Origin of the sequence: Cupriavidus laharis (genome assembly GCF_914271435.1) — a bacterium.
Classification (GTDB): Bacteria; Pseudomonadota; Gammaproteobacteria; order Burkholderiales; family Burkholderiaceae; genus Cupriavidus; species Cupriavidus laharis.
Window position 1 is genome coordinate 34,117 of sequence record NZ_CAJZAI010000004.1, and the last position, 17,673, is coordinate 51,789.

General features: G+C 65.9%; 15 protein-coding genes. 11 read left to right on the forward strand and 4 right to left on the reverse strand.

Annotated features, from left to right (window positions below; genetic code table 11):
- Nucleotides 1-77 precede the first annotated feature (77 nt).
- From folC to LDO29_RS10065, 5 genes are all read left to right on the forward strand, one after another.
- Nucleotides 78-1,388: a bifunctional tetrahydrofolate synthase/dihydrofolate synthase gene (gene folC, locus LDO29_RS10045; protein ID WP_224079650.1), complete on the forward strand. Its 1,311-nt coding sequence runs from the start codon at nt 78-80 to the stop codon at nt 1,386-1,388.
- Between the two features lie 113 nt (nt 1,389-1,501).
- A complete protein-coding gene (locus LDO29_RS10050; protein ID WP_224079651.1) occupies nt 1,502-2,239 on the forward strand; it encodes an SPOR domain-containing protein in 738 nt (245 codons plus the stop codon).
- Nucleotides 2,240-2,274: 35 nt separating this feature from the next.
- On the forward strand, nt 2,275-2,772 hold the full coding sequence (locus tag LDO29_RS10055) for a CvpA family protein (protein WP_224080036.1): 498 nt from the start codon (nt 2,275-2,277) through the stop codon (nt 2,770-2,772).
- A gap of 100 nt (nt 2,773-2,872) precedes the next feature.
- Nucleotides 2,873-4,399, forward strand: a complete 1,527-nt coding sequence (gene purF / locus LDO29_RS10060; protein ID WP_224079652.1) for an amidophosphoribosyltransferase — start codon at nt 2,873-2,875, stop codon at nt 4,397-4,399.
- A gap of 285 nt (nt 4,400-4,684) precedes the next feature.
- A complete protein-coding gene (locus LDO29_RS10065) occupies nt 4,685-5,890 on the forward strand; it encodes an O-succinylhomoserine sulfhydrylase (RefSeq protein WP_224079653.1) in 1,206 nt (401 codons plus the stop codon).
- Between the two features lie 20 nt (nt 5,891-5,910).
- Here LDO29_RS10065 and LDO29_RS10070 read toward each other — a convergent pair whose 3' ends face one another.
- The 4 genes from LDO29_RS10070 to rpsU all read right to left on the reverse strand — a co-directional run bounded on the left by LDO29_RS10070 (nt 5,911) and on the right by rpsU (nt 8,441).
- A complete protein-coding gene (locus LDO29_RS10070; RefSeq protein ID WP_224079654.1) occupies nt 5,911-6,195 on the reverse strand; it encodes a hypothetical protein in 285 nt (94 codons plus the stop codon).
- Nucleotides 6,196-6,265: 70 nt separating this feature from the next.
- On the reverse strand, nt 6,266-7,135 hold the full coding sequence (locus tag LDO29_RS10075) for an ABC transporter permease (RefSeq protein WP_290369554.1): 870 nt from the start codon (nt 7,133-7,135) through the stop codon (nt 6,266-6,268).
- 1 nt (nt 7,136) lies between these two features.
- A complete protein-coding gene (nodI, locus tag LDO29_RS10080; RefSeq protein ID WP_224079655.1) occupies nt 7,137-8,048 on the reverse strand; it encodes a nodulation factor ABC transporter ATP-binding protein NodI in 912 nt (303 codons plus the stop codon).
- Nucleotides 8,049-8,228: 180 nt separating this feature from the next.
- Nucleotides 8,229-8,441: a 30S ribosomal protein S21 gene (gene rpsU, locus LDO29_RS10085; protein WP_008648415.1), complete on the reverse strand. Its 213-nt coding sequence runs from the start codon at nt 8,439-8,441 to the stop codon at nt 8,229-8,231.
- A gap of 691 nt (nt 8,442-9,132) precedes the next feature.
- Here rpsU and kdpF point away from each other — a divergent pair.
- The 6 genes from kdpF to kdpE all read left to right on the forward strand — a co-directional run bounded on the left by kdpF (nt 9,133) and on the right by kdpE (nt 17,582).
- A complete protein-coding gene (gene kdpF, locus LDO29_RS10090; RefSeq protein ID WP_224079656.1) occupies nt 9,133-9,222 on the forward strand; it encodes a K(+)-transporting ATPase subunit F in 90 nt (29 codons plus the stop codon).
- A complete protein-coding gene (gene kdpA, locus LDO29_RS10095; protein WP_224079657.1) occupies nt 9,222-11,039 on the forward strand; it encodes a potassium-transporting ATPase subunit KdpA in 1,818 nt (605 codons plus the stop codon). Before kdpF ends, kdpA begins: the two co-directional genes overlap by 1 nt.
- Nucleotides 11,040-11,058: 19 nt before the next feature.
- The gene (gene kdpB, locus LDO29_RS10100) at nt 11,059-13,290 is read left to right on the forward strand and encodes a potassium-transporting ATPase subunit KdpB (RefSeq protein ID WP_224079658.1); all 2,232 of its coding nucleotides are present in this window, start codon (nt 11,059-11,061) and stop codon (nt 13,288-13,290) included.
- A gap of 26 nt (nt 13,291-13,316) precedes the next feature.
- Entirely contained in the window at nt 13,317-13,943 is a 627-nt protein-coding gene (kdpC, locus tag LDO29_RS10105) for a potassium-transporting ATPase subunit KdpC (protein WP_224079659.1), read from the forward strand.
- A gap of 63 nt (nt 13,944-14,006) precedes the next feature.
- Nucleotides 14,007-16,862, forward strand: coding sequence for a DUF4118 domain-containing protein (locus tag LDO29_RS10110; RefSeq protein ID WP_224079660.1), 2,856 nt, complete (start codon nt 14,007-14,009; stop codon nt 16,860-16,862).
- A 24-nt stretch (nt 16,863-16,886) separates the two neighbouring features.
- Nucleotides 16,887-17,582: a two-component system response regulator KdpE gene (kdpE, locus tag LDO29_RS10115; protein WP_224079661.1), complete on the forward strand. Its 696-nt coding sequence runs from the start codon at nt 16,887-16,889 to the stop codon at nt 17,580-17,582.
- Nucleotides 17,583-17,673: the final 91 nt, after the last annotated feature.

A 17,673-nucleotide genomic window follows, 5' to 3' on the forward strand; every position in this document is an offset into this window, starting at 1 on the left:
GCCGCCGAAGTGGCGGCAGCGAACTTGACTTTCGGGCCGGCTGGCCAAATCTAGAAGCAAAGCATCCCCCTCCTTAAATGCCTGTCTTCCATACCCTTCCCGAATGGCTTGCCCATCTCGAAACCGCCCATCCCGTGGGCATCGACATGGGCCTGACCCGTATCACGCGCGTCAAGGAAGCGCTGGGCCTGCGCATCGATGCCGTGGTGTTCACGGTCGGCGGTACCAACGGCAAGGGCTCGACCTGCGCCATGCTGGAGCGCATCCTGCTGGAGGCGGGCTACAAGGTGGGCTGCCATACGTCGCCGCATCTGGTGTCGTTCAACGAGCGCGCCCGAATCAATGGCGAATTCGCCACGGACGCGCAACTGCTGCCGCACTTCGAGGCGGTGGAGCGTGCCCGCACGAGTTTTGCCGACCCGGTCAGCCTCACGTACTTCGAGTTCACCACGCTCGCCATCATCCATATGTTCGCGGCGGCCGGGCTCGATGCCATGGTGCTCGAAGTGGGGTTGGGCGGCCGGCTCGATGCCGTCAACGTGATCGATACGGACTGCGCGATCATCACCAGCGTCGACATCGACCACACACAGTACCTCGGCGACACGCGCGAGCTGATCGGCTTCGAGAAGGCCGGCATCTTCCGTCCCGGCGTGCCGGCGATCTGCGGCGACCCGGTGCCGCCCAAGTCGCTGGTCGAACATGCGGAGGCCATCGGCGCCGACCTCTGGCTGGTCGGGCGCGATTTCCGGCACCAGGCCGCCAAGGGCCAGGAGCGCCAGCAGTGGGACTGGAGTGGGCGCGAGCGCAAGCTCAATGGCCTTGGCTACCCGGCGCTGCGCGGCGCCAACCAGTTGCTGAACGCATCGGCGGCGCTTGCTGCCCTGCAGGCAATGCGCTCGCGCCTGCCCGTGAGCGCGCAGGAAGTGCGCAACGGCCTGGCCTTCGTCGAACTGCCGGGGCGCTTCCAGGTATTGCCGGGCCGTCCGGCGGTGATCCTCGATGTGGCGCATAACCCGCATGCGGCGGCCACCCTGGGCCAGAATCTCGAAAACATGGGCTTCTTCCGCTACACCTATGCGGTGTTCGGCGCGATGCAGGACAAGGATCTCGCGGGCGTTTTGCGGCAGGTGGCCGACAAGGTCGATCACTGGTGCCTGTGCGACCTGCCGACCGAGCGTGCCGCGAGCGCCGCCGACTTGCTGCACAAGCTCGAGGAAGGCGGTTTCCAGCCCGGGCCGGATGCCACGGCCGCCTGCTTTTCCAGTCCAGAAGCCGCTTACCGCGATGCCATCGAGAGAGCGACCGAGAATGATAGAATTCTGGTCTTCGGATCGTTCTATACCGTTGCCGGCGTGATGGCTTACCGCGCCACGCAGGCAAACTAGCGGTACCGCGCGCCGACGCGACCATGTGGTAGCGCAGCGGTCGTGCGGCAATCGAGCGACAAACCAGCGGCCGACACGGACTCAAACGGAAGGCCGCCGCACCGAACCTATCTATGGGCCTGCTTTCGCTGTTTTCTTCCCGCAAGGGCAACGACCCGGCACCCGAGCGTGCGCGCCGCCAGCGTACCGACCCTGGTGCAGGTATCGCCTCGTCACGCCGGCTCGCGGAGGAATATGCCGATGACACGCTGGATCCAGAATTCCCCCAGAAGCAGCGCGCACGCCGCCGCCTGATCGGCGCCGTGGTGCTGGTGGTGGCTGCGGTCATCGTGCTGCCGATCATCTTCGAAACCAAGCCGCGCCCAGTGTCCGATGACGTGTCGGTGAAAGTCACGGGCGGGCAGGGCGCGCAGAAGCCAAAGGTCGAAGCGCGCAAGGCAGATCCGCTGCCGCCGGCCCCTCAGTCCCAACAGGCCCGTGGCGACAGCGCAGAAGCGCTCGATGCCGGCGAGGAGCTGGTCAGTGCTCCGCCCAAGCCGGCCGCCGTGGCAGACAAGCCGGCAGCCCGCGCTGATACCAGGCCCGCCGAGACCAAGGCGGCGGATGCCAAGCCGCAAGGCAGCGGCAAGTACCTGATCCTGATTGGCGCCTTCTCTTCCGAGGACAAGGCGAAGAACTGGCTGGCCAAGCTCAAGGCGAGCAAGGTGCCGGCGTATGTGGAACGGAAAGTCCTGGCCGATGGTGAGCGTATCCTGCTGCGCGCGGGCCCCTTCAGTGACCGTGATGCTGCCGATGCCGCTGACAAGCGCGTGCGCGCGGCCGGGCTGACATCGAAGGTGGTGGAACAGTAAGCCCGCGCGGCCGCGTGAGGCGGCCGCCAGCAATGATGCAGCCGACTTTTTTCGACTACGCTGTCGTCTTCATCCTGCTCGCTTCCGGCTTGATCGGCGTGCTGCGCGGACTGGTCCGCGAGGTGCTGTCGCTGATCGGCTGGGTAGTGGCGTTCTGGGTGGCCTACCGCTTTGGCGGGGTGGCCGCTGGCTGGATGCCGGAATCGCTGCCCGGCGGCGAGATCGCGCGCCACGCGCTGGGTTTCGTGACGTTGCTGATCGGCACTGTGATCGGCGCGGCGCTGGCGGGTACCGTGATCGGCCAGTTGCTGGAGAGCACCGGCCTGAAGCCGGCGGACCGCGGTCTCGGGCTGGTGTTCGGCCTGCTGCGCGGTGCGCTGCTGGTCATGCTGCTGGTCATGCTGGCCGGGCTGACGAAATTGCCGGAAGAGGAATTCTGGCGCGACGCGGTAAGCCGCCCTTATGTGATGCAGGCCATGGAATCCCTCAAGCCATGGCTGCCACCGGAGCTGGCGAAGTACGTCAAGACATGACACTGAGGCCCGGTACCCATGCCTGGCCGGTACGAAACGCAGGCCTTGTCCTCAGGACTGGGCTGCGCCCCTGAATCAAAGCCTTTCCTGGGAGCTTGGCATGTGCGGTATCGTCGGCGTGGTCTCCACCTCGCCCGTCAATCAACTGATTTACGACAGCCTGCTGTTGTTGCAACACCGCGGACAGGATGCTGCCGGCATCGCCACCGCCAACGGCAGTACCTTCCACATGCACAAGGCCAACGGCCTTGTGCGCGACGTGTTCCGGACCCGCAATATGCGTGGCCTCCCGGGCACCGCCGGCATCGGCCAGGTGCGCTACCCGACCGCGGGCTCGGCCTCCAGTGAAGAAGAGGCTCAGCCGTTCTACGTCAATGCGCCATACGGCCTTATCCTGGCGCACAACGGCAACCTGACCAACTGGCAGCAGTTGCGCGAAGAGATGTTCCGCCGCGATCGCCGCCACATCAACACGCACTCCGACACCGAGGTGCTGCTCAATGTGCTGGCGGATGAATTGCAGCGTGCCAGCCAGGGCATGGCGCTGGACCCCGAAACCATCTTCAAGGCCGTGGCCGGCATGCACCGCCGCGTGAAGGGCTCGTACGCCATTGCCGCGCAGATCGCCGGCTACGGCATGCTGGCCGTGCGCGACCCGTTCGGCATCCGTCCGCTGTGCCTGGGCAGCGTTGATACGCCGACCGGCAAGGAATGGATGGTGGCGTCGGAGTCGGTGGCGCTGGAAGGCATCGGCTACCACATGGAGCGCGATGTCGCGCCGGGCGAGGCCATCTTCATCGACCTGGACGGCAAGCTGTACAGCAAGCAGTGTGCCGACAACCCGGTGCTGACGCCGTGCATCTTCGAGTACGTCTACCTGGCTCGCCCGGATTCGTGTATCGATGGCGTGCCCGTCTACGATGCCCGCCTGCGCATGGGCGACTACCTGGCCGAGAAGATCCGCCAGGAAGTATCGGCCGGCGACATCGACGTGGTCATGCCGATTCCCGACTCCAGCCGCCCGGCCGCCATGCAGGTGGCCAACAAGCTGGGAGTGGGCTACCGCGAAGGCTTCTTCAAGAACCGCTACGTGGGCCGCACCTTCATCATGCCGGGCCAGGCGGTGCGCAAGAAGTCGGTGCGCCAGAAGCTCAATGCGATGGCAGTCGAGTTCAAGGGCAAGAACGTGCTGATCGTCGATGACTCGATCGTGCGTGGCACCACCTCGTTCGAGATCGTGCAGATGGCGCGCGACGCGGGCGCCAACAAGGTGATCTTCGCATCGGCCGCGCCGCCGGTGAAGTACCCGAACGTGTACGGCATCGACATGCCGACGCGCAGCGAACTCGTCGCGCATGGCCGCACGCACGAAGAGATCGCGAAGATCATCGGCGCCGACAAGCTGGTGTACCAGGACGTGGAAGCGATGAAGCAGGCGGTGCGCGACATCAACCCCGCGCTGAACGACTTCGATGCTTCGTGCTTCGACGGCCGCTACATTACCGGCGACATCGACGAGGCCTACCTGGACCGCCTGGAAACGGCGCGCAGCCAGGCCGATCGCGAGGGCAATGGCGACATGGAGCGCTCGCAACTGCACCTGCAGCGTTCGGGCGACAACGAGTAAGCCGCGCCGGCTCCGCGCGCGTTGACGAATGCGAGGCCCGGCCGTAACATGGCCGGGCGTCGATTTGACAGTCAGCTTGCGGACGCGGGTCCTGCCCGAAACAGCTAAAGAGATAGCCGTCAGAGAGCGAACATCCGGCTGCCGCCGTGAAGTCCCGAGGTATCCGCAGAACACGCAAGCCCGTCGATCCGACTACCCGATCGCACGGGCTTTTTTCATGGCCGGAAGCTTGTCGCCGGCTTGTTGAAACCACTGCATTCGCGCGGGTACGACCGCGCCACCAGCATGAACGAACCGCTCAATCCCGAATCGCTTGGCATCGACACCCTCGGCGTGCGCGCCGGCACGCTGCGCAGCGAATACATGGAGCATTCCGAGGCGATGTACCTGACCTCGAGCTTCTGCTTCCACAGCGCCGCGGAAGCGGCCGAACGCTTCGCTAACTCGGAAGAAGGTTTCACCTACTCGCGCTTCACCAACCCGACGGTGTCGATGTTCCAGTCGCGCTTGGCGGCGCTGGAGGGCGCGGAGTCCTGCATGGCGACCGCGTCGGGCATGAGCGCGATCCTGTCGGTGGTGATGTCACTGCTGCAGGCGGGCGACCACCTGGTGAGCTCGCGTGCGATCTTCGGTTCGACCATGACGCTGTTCGGGAACATCTTTTCGAAGTTCGGCGTGGAGACCACCTTCGTCGATCCTGGCGACCTGAACGCATGGCGCGCGGCAGTGCGGCCGACCACGAAGATGTTCTTCCTGGAAACCCCGTCCAATCCGCTGACGGAAGTGGCCGACATCGCGGCAGTCGCGGAGATCGCGCACGATGCCGGCGCGCAACTCGTCGTCGACAACTGCTTCTGTTCGCCGGCGCTGCAGCAGCCGATCAAGTTCGGCGCAGACATCGTGGTGCATTCGGCGACCAAGCATATCGACGGGCAGGGCCGCGTGCTCGGCGGCGCGGTGCTCGGCTCGCACGACTTCATCATGGGCAAGGTGTTCCCGTTCGTGCGCACCGCCGGCCCGACGCTGTCGGCGTTCAACGCCTGGGTGCTCCTGAAGGGCATGGAAACGCTGGCGATCCGCATGGAGAGGCATTCGACAAATGCGCTCGTGCTTGCCGAGTTCCTCGAGTCGCACCCGGCGGTGGCGCGCGTGTTCCACCCGGCGCTCAAGTCGCATCCGCAGCATGAGATCGCCATGCGCCAGCAGAGTGGTGGCGGGGCCATCGTGTCATTCGAACTCAAGGGCGCCACGCCCGAGCAGCAGCGTGCGAATGCCTGGCGTGTGATCGACAACACCCGGCTGTGCTCGATCACCGGCAACCTCGGCGACACGCGTACCACCATCACGCATCCGTACACGACCACGCATGCTCGCGTAAGCCCCGAGGCCAAGGCGGCCGCCGGCGTCACCGAGGGACTGATCCGCCTTGCGGTGGGCCTGGAGTCGGTGGCCGACCTGAAGGCCGATCTGCTGCGCGGACTGGGCGAGTAAGACGAAAGCGCTGTGCCGGCTCAGGGCGTTTGGGCCGGTGTCTCGTTGTCGCTGCCGGCCACGGCCTTGACGCCTGCCTTGGTCACGTCATAGGTGGCTTCGACTGCTGTCGACGCAACGCTTATGGCCGCGGAGCCCACCGTTGCCGCCGTGGAGACGGCAGCGCCGCCAACGGCGACGGTTGCCCCGACGATGCTGCATCCTGCCAGCAAGGCGCCTGCTGCTGCGGGCGCGAGCAGCAGCGCGGCGGCGAGGCGGGCAGCCCGTTGTGAGGATCGGGGAAAACCGGAAAACGGAAATGGCATGCAGGGCTGCCCGTGGGCACATGGGTAGGCGCCGGGTCATCGGGCCCGGGCAACCGGCCGCTTGCGTGCCTCAGCGCAGCAAGCGGCGCCGCAACAGTACCAGCGAAAGCACCAGCGCGACAATGGCGTAAGCGGCCAGCACGGCAATGTGCAGCGCGGCGCTGTCGATCGGGCGTCCCAGCATCAGCGGCCGGATCAACGCTACCGCATGCGCGAGTGGCAGGACATTGGTGGCTGCCCGCGCGCCCTCGGGCAATTGCTCCAGCGGGAAGAACACCCCGGAGAGCAGCAGCATCGGCGTGATGACCAGCGTCTGGTAGAACATGAAGAAGTCATAGCCGGGGGCCAGCGCCGTCACGATCATCGCCAGGCTGGCGAAGGTGATGCCGGCCAGCACGATCACGGGCAGTGCAAGCAGCGAGCCCGGCATGTGCGCATAGCCGAGCGCGCCCGCCACCAGCATGATCGCCAGCCCGGACAGCACCGCCTTGCTGGCGGCCCACAGGATCTCTCCGAGCACCACGTCGCCGAGCGTCAGCGGCGCATGCATGATCGCCTCCCAGGTGCGCTGCACGTGCATGCGCGAGAACGCGGAATACATGGACTCGAAGCTTGCCGACATCATCACGCTCGATGCCGTGGTGCCGGCTGCCAGGAAGGCGATATACGAGACGCCATGCACCTGCCCGACCAGCAAGCCGAGCCCGAGGCCAAGGCCGAACAGGTAGATCATCGGGTCGGCCAGGTTGCCGATCAAGGATGGGACGGCCAGCTTCTTCCACACCATGTAGTTGCGGTACCAGACCATCATCCAGTTGCGCATGTTGCGCGGCAGCAGCGGCTGCGGGTAGTGCTGCCGCGACGTGGTGCCACCGGCGCTGGCCCCGGCCTGGCCCGCTTCTGCGGTGGCCGTGTCAGGGCGCGGATCCTGTTCGCTCATGTCAGTCCCTCATCTCGCGGCCGGTCAGCTTGAGGAATACGTCCTCGAGGTTAGCCGGACGGTGCAGGTAGCGTACGCCGCTCTTGCCGTGCAGCGTGGTCAGCAGCGGAGCGGGCTCGCGCACGTAGCAGAAGAGCGTCTCGCCGCTCATTTCGGTGCGCTCGGCCAGCGGTGTCAGGCTGCCGCGCAGCGTGTCCAGTTCATCGCCGTAGACCTCGACCACGTCGCAGCCGATCTGGCTGTCGATCAGTTCGTGCGGCTTGCCTTCGGCGATCTTGCGTCCGCCATCGATCACGCACAGGTAATTGCACAGGCGTTCGGCCTCTTCCATGAAGTGCGTGGTCAGCAAGATGGTCTTGCCGCTGGCAATCAGCGACTTCAGCCGCTCCCAGATCAGGTGGCGGGCCTGCGGGTCGAGCCCGGTGGTGGGCTCGTCCATGATCAGCAGGTCCGGGTCGTTGATCAGCGCGCGCGCCACGGTCAGGCGCCGGCGCATGCCGCCGGACAGGTCGCGCACCTGGGCATTGGCGCGATTCTCGAGCCGCGCGAATTCGAGCAGGGCAGGCACGCGGCGCTCGATCACGGCCGAGGACAGGCCGAAGTAGCGGCCGAAGATGCGCAGGTTCTCGATGACCGAGAAATCCGGGTCCAGGTTGTCGAACTGCGGTACCACGCCTACGCGCATGCGTGCCTGCGGGGCGCGCTCGGGAATGGGCTCTCCGCACAGCGTCAGCGATCCGCCTGCCGGCGTGGTCAGCCCCAGCAGCAGTCGCAGCGTGGTGGTCTTGCCGGCACCATTGGGCCCGAGCAGCCCGAAGCACTGGCCGCGGTGCACCTGCAGGTCGAGGTCGTTGACGACGACGGTATCACCGTATTGCTTGCGCACCTTGCGCAACTCGAGGATGGCAGTCAAGGCAGAAAACGGTTGGCGCGCCGGCGGGCGCAATATCCGCCATTATGCCGGTCATCGTCGCGCATGACCTGTGCTGCACTGCACTATGGTCCGGACGCCGCTTCGAGTGCGAAGGTGCCAGATGCAGGGCAATAAAAAACCGCCAGCATGCTGGCGGTTTTTTTTGAGGCCTGAACCGAATCAGTAGAGCTTCTTCGGCAGCATTTGCATGCGCAGACGCTTGCGCAGGCGCGCTTCGGCGGCCTTCTTCTTGCGCTTGCGCTCGGTCGTGGGCTTTTCGTAGGCGGTGCGGCTCTTCAGCTCAACGATCAGGCCAGTCTGCAGAATGGCGCGACGGAAGCGACGCATTGCAACTTCAACCGGCTCACCGGGTTTCAAGACGATCTTAGTCAATTCAGTCCTTTAGGGGATTGCCGCACAGGCGGCTGGTTCAAACGAGGGGGAAACTGCGGCCGCCGAAGCGGCTGGTATTGCACGCGGGGCAGATCGCCCTGGTGCACCCCCGCGAACCTGAAAGATGTGGACCTGTGAGTCCGTGCAGCCAGTGTCAGGGGTGATAGCGCCGGGTTCCTTGTACAAGGGAGCCTGGCAGTACCGGTTTCCGTAAAAAGCTATACGCCCGTAACTATGGCACGTATACGACGCAAATGTCAAGAATGTGCCGCGATTCGCGTGAGGTACGCGGCGATCAGGCCTGCATTTGCGATGCGCGATGCACAAAGCTCTGGCACAAACGAGGGCCGATGATACGCCAGAACCGGGTGCCATGGGGCGAAGAGACGGTGCCGGCGGAAAGCTCATGCCACCCTCTCCGCCTTTATATCTTCTTTATATCCCCTGCGTCACTTTCTACCCCGTTTTTACCGGTCGATCCCTAAGCTGCCAGTGTCAATCACTCACGGATGGCTTCAGACATGGACGGGGTCTTTCTGATCGTCTTGATCCTCTTCGCCGCCGCCAGCGCGGCATTGCTACGGCTCTGCGCCGCGCTTGGCACTGACGGGACGGGGTCAGCCGCGCCGCATGGCGGCCTGCAGCACCATGCAGTACCGGGCAAGCACAGCGCTGCCGACAGGGGGCTGTGATGGACTGGGCTGACCTGCTGAGCAGCGCGCTGGCCGCGCTGATCTTTATCTATCTCCTGATTGCGCTGTTCCGCCCGGAGAAATTCTGATGTCGACCCAATTCCTGGGGCTGCTGGCCCTGTACCTGGCGATCCTGTTTGCCGTTGCGCCGTTCCTTGGCCGCTACATACGGCGGGCGATGGAGGATGGTGCCTGCAAGCTGACCGCGTGGGGGCGTCCGCTCGAACGCGCGCTCTACAAGCTCGCCGGCGTGCGCGCCGATGCCGAAATGGGCTGGAAGCAGTACACGGTCGCCGTGCTCGCATTCAATCTGCTTGGCGTGGTCGCGGTCTACGCGCTGCAGCGGTTCCAGGGCTACCTGCCGCTCAATCCGCAGGGCTTCGGCGCTGTGACGCCGGACTCGGCCTTCAACACGGCCATCAGCTTTGTCACCAATACCAACTGGCAAGGCTACGCGGGCGAGTCGACGATGAGCTACCTGACGCAGATGCTGGCGCTCACCGTGCAGAACTTCGTCTCTGCGGCAACCGGCATTGCAGTGGTGTTCGCGCTGATTCGCGGCTTTGCCCGGCAGAGCCGCGCGACCATCGGCAACTTCTGGGTCGACATGACGCGCAGCACGCTGTATGTGCTGATGCCCATCGCGACGGTGATCGCGCTGGCGTTGGTCAGCCAGGGCGTGATTCAGAACTTCGACAGCTACAAGGAAGTCAGCCTGGTGACGCCCGTCGAATACAGCCAGCCCAAGGTCGATGCGGCGGGGCAGCCTGTGGTCGATGCCCAAGGCAAGCCCGTCACCGAAGACCTGAAGACGGACAAGCAGACGCTGGCGATGGGCCCGGTGGCCTCGCAGGAAGCGATCAAGATGCTCGGCACCAACGGTGGCGGCTTCTTCAACGCGAATTCGGCACATCCGTATGAGAACCCGAACGCGCTCACCAACCTGATCGAGATGCTGGCCATCTTCCTGATTCCCGCCGCGCTGTGCTTCACCTTTGGCGAGATGGTGAAGGACCGGCGCCAAGGTGTGGCGGTGCTGGCCGCGATGACTGTGATCTTCGTGGCCATGGCATGCGTGGCGTCGATGTCCGAGCTGCAGGCCAATGGGGCGCTGGCGGACCTGCCGGTCGATCATGCCGTTTCGGCGCTGCAGGCCGGCGGAAACATGGAAGGCAAGGAAACGCGCTTCGGCATTGCGGCGTCGGCGCTGTTCGCCACCATCACCACAGCGGCGTCGTGCGGCGCGGTCAATGCGATGCATGACTCCTTCACCGCCATCGGCGGACTGGTGCCGATGCTGCTGATGCAGCTTGGCGAGGTCGTGTTCGGCGGCGTCGGCTCCGGGCTTTACGGCATGCTCGTGTACGCGGTGCTGGCCGTGTTCATCGCCGGCCTGATGATCGGACGCACGCCGGAGTACCTGGGCAAGAAAATCGAGGCCTACGAGATGAAGATGACCGCGGTCGCGATCCTCGTCACGCCGCTGCTGGTGCTGGTCGGCGCGTCGATCGCGGTGATGACCGAGGCGGGTAGGGCGGGCGTATTCAACCCGGGCACGCACGGCTTTTCCGAGATCCTCTATGCACTGTCCTCGGCGGCCAACAACAACGGCAGCGCCTTTGCCGGCCTGTCCGCCAACACGCCGTTCTACAACACCCTGCTGGCTGCGGCGATGTGGTTCGGCCGCTTCTGGATCATCATCCCGGTCCTCGCGCTGGCCGGCTCGCTAGCGGCGAAGAAGCGCCTGGCGGTGACGGGCGGCACCATGCCGACGCACGGCGCGCTGTTCGTGGTGCTGCTGGTCGGCTCGGTGCTGCTCGTGGGGGCGCTGACCTATGTTCCGGCCCTGGCACTGGGGCCCGTTGCCGAGCAACTGCAGGGCGCGGTAACGGCGATTGCCAAGTAAGGGTATTGCGGAGAAACGCATGCAACAAGAATCCATGGCGACGCAGAGCAAGGCTGGCGGCGCCGCATCCAGAGCCAATGCATCAGCGGAGAAGGCTGCTACGTCATCGGGCGCCGCCAATCGTCCGCGTGGCCAGCACCATCATCGCCCGCCGCGGCGTGGCCTGTTCGCCGCAGACCTCGTCAAGCCAGCCCTGGTGGCCGCGCTGAAGAAGCTGTCGCCGCGCGAGCAGGTGCGCAACCCGGTGATGTTCGTGGTGTACGTGGGCAGCATCCTGACCACGATCCTGTTCCTCAAGGCGCTGGCTTCGCCGGCGGCCGGCGGGGAAAGTGCCGGCTTCATCCTGGCCGTCTCGGTCTGGCTGTGGTTCACGGTGCTGTTCGCCAACTTTGCCGAGGCGCTGGCCGAAGGGCGCAGCAAGCAGCAGGCCGAATCGCTGCGCGGACTGAAGACGACCGCGATGGCGCGCGTGCTGGTGGACGGCAAGCGTGGCGGCGCGACGGAAACGCGCGCGGCCACCACCCTGCGGCGGGGCGACATCGTGCATGTCCAGGCCGGCGACATGATCCCCGGCGACGGCGAGGTAATTGAGGGCGTGGCGTCGGTGGACGAAAGTGCCATCACCGGCGAATCGGCGCCCGTAATTCGCGAATCGGGCGGCGACTTCTCGTCGGTGACCGGCGGTACGCGCGTGCTCTCCGACTGGATCGTGGTGCGCATTACCACCAACCCGGGCGAAAGCTTCATCGACCGCATGATCAGCATGGTCGAGGGCGCCAAGCGGCAGAAGACGCCCAACGAGCTGGCGCTGACGATCCTGCTGGTGGGCCTGACTATCGTGCTGCTGCTCGCGACTGCCACGCTGCTGCCTTTCTCGCTCTACAGCGTGCTGGTCACCAATGCAGGGCTGCCTGTGACCATCACCGTGCTGGTCGCGCTGCTCGTGTGCCTGATCCCGACCACCATCGGCGGCCTGCTGTCGGCGATCGGCGTGGCGGGCATGAGCCGCATGATGGAAGCCAACGTCATTGCCACTTCGGGCCGCGCGGTGGAAGCCGCAGGCGACGTGGACGTGCTGCTGCTCGACAAGACCGGCACGATCACGCATGGCAACCGGCAGGCTGCGCGCTTTGTGCCGGCACCGGGCATCTCTGCCCAGCAGCTCGCGCAGGCGGCATGGCTGTCGTCGCTGGCCGACGAGACGCCCGAAGGCCGCAGCATCGTGACGCTGGCGCGTCAGCAGCCGGGCGTTGCAGCACCGGACATGGCGGTGCTGCGGCTGGTGTTCGTGCCGTTCACCGCGCAGACGCGCATGAGCGGCGTGGACCTGCGTAATGGTGATTGTGATGTTGATGGCGAACGCATCGTGCGCAAGGGCGCCGCCGATGCGGTGCGCCGCTTCGTGACCGAACGCGCGGGCAAGTTCCCGGAGGCCGTGATGCAGGCCGTGGACGATGTTGCCCGCGCGGGCAGCACGCCGCTGGTCGTGGCCGAGGAATCCGACGGCAACGTGCGCGTGCTTGGCGTGGTGGAGCTCAAGGACATCGTCAAGACGGGCATCCGCGAACGCTTCGCCGAACTGCGCAAGATGGGTATCAAGACCGTGATGATCACCGGCGACAACCGGCTCACCGCAGCGACCATCGCGGCCGAAGCCGGCGTCGATGACTTCCTCGCCGAAGCGACGCCCGAGGCCAAGCTCAAGCTGATCCGCCAGTACCAGGGCGAGGGCCGCCTGGTGGCGATGACCGGCGACGGCACCAACGACGCGCCGGCGCTGGCCCAGGCCGACGTCGCCGTGGCGATGAACAGCGGCACGCAGGCGGCGAAAGAGGCCGGCAACATGGTCGATCTCGACAGCAACCCGACCAAGCTGATCGAGATCGTCGAGATCGGCAAGCAGATGCTGATGACGCGCGGTTCGCTGACCACGTTCAGCGTGGCCAACGACATAGCGAAATACTTCGCCATCATTCCGGCGGCCTTTGCCACGACCTATCCGCAGCTCAACCTGCTGAACGTGATGGGACTGAGCACGCCGGCCTCGGCCATTATGTCGGCGGTGATCTTCAATGCGCTGATCATCGTTGCGCTGATCCCGCTGGCGCTTAAGGGCGTGGCCTACCGGCCGCTTGGTGCGGCGGTGCTGCTGCGACGCAACCTGCTGATCTACGGCCTTGGTGGCATCTTGGTGCCGTTTGCCGGGATCAAGCTGATCGACCTGGTGCTGGCCCTGCTGGGCTGGGTCTGACCGTACTCCTGCATCGAGAGGGATCCATGAATACGCAATTGCAATCCACGCAAACCGCGCCGTCGGTGCCGCTGCAAGGCGGATTGTTGCGGCCGGCGTTGGTCGTCTTCGTCGCGCTGTCGCTGCTGACGGGGTTGCTGTATCCCGGCGTGATCACCGCGATTTCGAAGGCGGTCTTTCCGGTGCAGGCGGCCGGCTCGCTGATCGTCAGAGACGGCAAGGCGGTGGGGTCGTCGCTGATCGGCCAGCCGTTCTCGGACCCGAAGTATTTCTGGGGCCGCCTGTCTGCAACGGCGCCCATGCCGTATAACGGCGCGGCATCGGTGGGCTCCAACCTGGGCCCGAGCAACCCGGCGCTGACCGATGCGGCGCGCGCCCGCATCGAGGCGTTGCGTGCGGTGGATCCGGACAACAAGGCAGCGGTGCCGGTCGACCTTGTCACCGCGTCCGGCAGCGGGCTCGATCCGCACATCAGCATTGCGGCGGCGGACTACCAGGCGCCGCGCGTGGCGCGGCTGCGCGGGCTGCCGCTGGCGAAGGTACAGGAACTGATCAAGGCAAATACCGAATCGCCGCTGCTGGAGGTTCTCGGTGATGCTGGCGTCAATGTCCTGAAGCTGAACCTGGCGCTGGATGCAGCATCCGGCAAATAGGCACGCAGTACGCGTGGCACAATCTGACTGCGCCTGCCCCCGCGCCGGGCGGCGCAGCTGACCATGCCCGAATTACGATCTCCCGCTGAACGTCCGGACCCGGACAGCCTGCTGCAACGCATGCGGGAGGAGGGCGCGCGCGCTGCGCGGGGCAAGCTGCGCGTCTACTTCGGTGCCTCGGCCGGCGTGGGCAAGACCTTTGCCATGCTGGCCGCCGCGCGGTCGCTGCGCGAGCAGGGCGTGGACGTGGTCATCGGCGTGGTCGAGACGCATGGCCGTGCCGAGACCGAGGCGCTGATCGACGGCATCAAGCGCCTGCCGATGAAGGAGGTGCCGTACCGGGACCGCGTGCTCAGGGAGTTCGATCTCGATGGTGCGTTGGCGCGTCGTCCGGCACTGGTTCTCGTCGACGAGCTGGCCCATTCCAATGCCCCGGGCAGCCGCCATCCGAAGCGCTGGCAGGACATCCAGGAGTTGCAGTCGTCTGGCATCGATGTCTGGACGACCGTCAATGTGCAGCATCTGGACAGTCTCAACGAGGCAGTGGGCGGTATCACCGGCATCCGTGTCTGGGAAACTGTGCCGGACGCCGTGTTCGACAGCGCGGACGAGGTGATCCTGGTCGACCTCCCCGCCGACGAGTTGCTGCGACGCCTGCGCGAGGGCAAGGTCTATCTGCCTGAGCAGGCCCGTCACGCGGTGCGCAACTTCTTCCGCAAGGGCAACCTCATTGCGTTGCGCGAACTGGCATTGCGCCGGACAGCGGACCGTGTCGATGACGATGTGCGGGCCTATCGCCGCGCCGAATCGATCCAGTCGGTGTGGCGCACGCGCGAGGCGGTGCTGGCCTGCATCGGCACTGGCAGCGACGCCGAGCAGGTCGTCAGGAGCGCGCGCCGGCTGGCCGGGCAGCTCGATTGCGACTGCCATGTGATCACGGTGGCGGCACCACGGCTGGCCTCCGTGCGCGATACCGAGCGCGCGCGGCTGGAGTCGGCGATGCGGCTGGCCGAGGAGCTTGGTTCGCGCACCGAGACGCTTGCTGGCAGCGACATGGTGCAGGCTGTGGCCGGCTATGTCCGGCGGCATAACCTGACCAAGGTCGTGCTTGGCCGCACGCCGACGCGATGGCGGCGCGAAGATGATTCGCTGCTGATGCAGGGGCGCTCGCTGCTGGCCTGGGTGCTGTCGCCGTTTCTGGGCGCGCGGGCGTGGCTGTTCGGCCGCAAGAGCTTCGCCGATGCGCTGTCTGCCGCCTGCCCCGAGATCGACGTGATGCGCGTCGCGGCGGACACCGCGCGCGTCGACGTCAAGCCCGCCAGCGCTCCGGCGCCGGTCGAGGAAAGCGAGGCCGCGCACGCGCACGAACGCCGTGTCCGCATGCAGTCCTACCTGTGGGCCGTCGCATGGTGCGCCGGCGCGACGGTGGTGTCGACGCTCGCGCGGCCGTGGTTCGACCTCGTCAATATCGCCATGCTGTTCCTCGTGGCGGTAGTCGGGGTAGCACTGCGCCATGGCCGCGCGGCCGCGGCGCTGGCCTCGGTGATTGCCGTTGGTGCCTTCGACTTCTTCTTCGTGCCACCCCGGCTGTCATTTGGCGTGAGCGATGTGCAGTACCTGCTGACGTTCCTGGTGCTGTTGTCGGTGGGCCTCGTGATTGGCCAGCTCACGGCCGGACTGCGCGAACAGGCGGAAGTCGCGGTACAGCGCGAGACCGACGCGCGCACGCTGTACGAACTCGCACGCGAGCTGTCGTCGTCCTTGATGACCGAGCAGATCGTTTCGATCGGCAGCCGCTTCCTGCGCGCGGCGTTCGATGCGCGCTCGGCATTCTTCTTCGTCGGGCCGGACGGCCGCCTGCTGCCGGCTGCCATCGACGCGCAGGGACAGGCCGATGCGCACGGTGACGCGATCGACCGCGTGCTCGCGCAATGGGTGTTCGACCACGGCCAGCCGGCCGGTACAGGCACCCACACGCTGCCGGCCGGCACCGTGCTGTACCTGCCGCTCAAGGCGCCCATGCAGACGCGCGGCGTGCTCGCGGTGGAACCGCAGGCCTGGCGTGCATTTGCCCAGCCGGCACTGCGGCGCCAGGTCGATGTGTTCGCGACGCTGATTGCCATCACGATCGAGCGGCTGCATTATGTCGACGTCGCGCAGCAGGCGCTGCTGTCGATGGAATCGGAGCGGCTGCGCAGCTCGTTGCTGGCCGCGGTGTCGCATGACCTGCGCACGCCGCTGACCAGCCTCATCGGCATGGCCGAGACGCTGCAGCGTGGCGATCCGCCGCTTGCGCCGCGCGTTGCCGATACGGTGGCCGCGATGCGCGACCAGGCCCGGCGCATGAGCACCATGGTGGTCAACCTGCTGGACATGGCGCGGCTGCAGGGACGGGACGTGCGCATGCAGAAGGAATGGCAATCATTCGAAGAGCTTGTCGGCGCGGCCCTGGGCGCATTGCGCGACGCGCTGGCCGGGCATCGTATCGTGGTGGCTGACCTGTCCGCGATGCCGCTGATCGAGTGCGATGCCGTGCTGATGGATCGCGTGCTGTGCAACCTGCTGGAGAACGCTGCCAAGTACACGCCGGCCGGGACCGAGATCCGCATCGGCGCCGAGGCCGTGGACGACGAGGTACGCCTTGTGGTGGAGGATGACGGCCCCGGCGTGCCGGCCGGCAGCGAACGGCAGATCTTCGAGAAATTCACACGGGGCGAGCGCGAATCGGTGACAACGGGCGTGGGCCTTGGCCTTGCTGTTTGCGACGCGATCGTGCAGGCGCATGGTGGCCGCATCTGGGTCGAGCCCGTACGCGATGCGGCTACGGCCGGGGTCGGTATCGGCGCGCGTTTCGTTGTGGCCCTGCCGCGCGGCAATCCGCCGGTGATCGAGCCGGAGGCGGCGGATATCCTCGCGTAATCCCACACAGACGGAGTGCAACAGATGCCTTTCGAGTTTTCGCCCACGGTGCTGCTGGTCGAGGACGAACCCCATATTCGCCGCTTCGTGCGCACGGCCCTGCAGGCCGAAGGCTGTATGGTGCATGAGGCGGAAACGCTCAAGCGCGGCCTGATCGAAGCCGGCACGCGCCAACCGGACCTGGTGGTCCTTGATCTTGGCCTGCCCGACGGCGATGGCGTCAACCTGATCCGAGAGGTGCGCACCTGGACCGAAGTGCCGATTCTGGTGCTGTCCGCGCGCAGCGGCGAGGAGGACAAGATCGGTGCACTCGATGCCGGCGCCGACGACTACCTGACCAAGCCATTCGGTGTGGGCGAACTCGTTGCGCGCCTGCGCGTGCTGCTGCGACGGCATGCGCGGTCGAATCCGCATGGGTCCACGCAGATCGCCTTTGGCGAGGTGCAGGTCGATCTCGCCAATCGCATGGTCACGCGCGCCGGGGAACCGGTGCACCTGACGCCGATCGAGTACTGGCTGTTATCGGTGCTGATCGCGCATCGCGGCAAGGTGATGACGCACCGCGAGCTGTTGCGCGAGGTGTGGGGGCCTTCGCATTCCGAAAGCAGTCAGTACCTGCGGGTTTATATGGGCCACCTGCGGCACAAGCTGGAAGCGGATCCTGCGCAGCCGGTGCATTTGCTGACCGAAGTCGGGCTCGGCTACCGGTTTGCGGGGTAGGGCGATCTTTATCGCATTGGCTTCTGTCGGCGAACCGGACCACCACAAAGAAAAAGGCCGATGCTTGCGCATCGGCCTTCGTCTTGTATCG

Bases quoted from the DNA above. Each gene is read 5' to 3' on its own strand.
- folC (WP_224079650.1), top strand. From the start codon at position 78: ATGCCTGTCTTCCATACCCTTCCCGAATGGCTTGCCCATCTCGAAACC.
- LDO29_RS10050 (WP_224079651.1), top strand. From the start codon at position 1,502: ATGGGCCTGCTTTCGCTGTTTTCTTCCCGCAAGGGCAACGACCCGGCA.
- LDO29_RS10055 (WP_224080036.1), top strand. From the start codon at position 2,275: ATGCAGCCGACTTTTTTCGACTACGCTGTCGTCTTCATCCTGCTCGCT.
- purF (WP_224079652.1), top strand. From the start codon at position 2,873: ATGTGCGGTATCGTCGGCGTGGTCTCCACCTCGCCCGTCAATCAACTG.
- LDO29_RS10065 (WP_224079653.1), top strand. From the start codon at position 4,685: ATGAACGAACCGCTCAATCCCGAATCGCTTGGCATCGACACCCTCGGC.
- LDO29_RS10070 (WP_224079654.1), bottom strand. From the start codon at position 6,195: ATGCCATTTCCGTTTTCCGGTTTTCCCCGATCCTCACAACGGGCTGCC.
- LDO29_RS10075 (WP_290369554.1), bottom strand. From the start codon at position 7,135: ATGAGCGAACAGGATCCGCGCCCTGACACGGCCACCGCAGAAGCGGGC.
- kdpF (WP_224079656.1), top strand. From the start codon at position 9,133: ATGGACTGGGCTGACCTGCTGAGCAGCGCGCTGGCCGCGCTGATCTTT.
- kdpA (WP_224079657.1), top strand. From the start codon at position 9,222: ATGTCGACCCAATTCCTGGGGCTGCTGGCCCTGTACCTGGCGATCCTG.
- kdpB (WP_224079658.1), top strand. From the start codon at position 11,059: ATGCAACAAGAATCCATGGCGACGCAGAGCAAGGCTGGCGGCGCCGCA.
- kdpC (WP_224079659.1), top strand. From the start codon at position 13,317: ATGAATACGCAATTGCAATCCACGCAAACCGCGCCGTCGGTGCCGCTG.
- LDO29_RS10110 (WP_224079660.1), top strand. From the start codon at position 14,007: ATGCCCGAATTACGATCTCCCGCTGAACGTCCGGACCCGGACAGCCTG.
- kdpE (WP_224079661.1), top strand. From the start codon at position 16,887: ATGCCTTTCGAGTTTTCGCCCACGGTGCTGCTGGTCGAGGACGAACCC.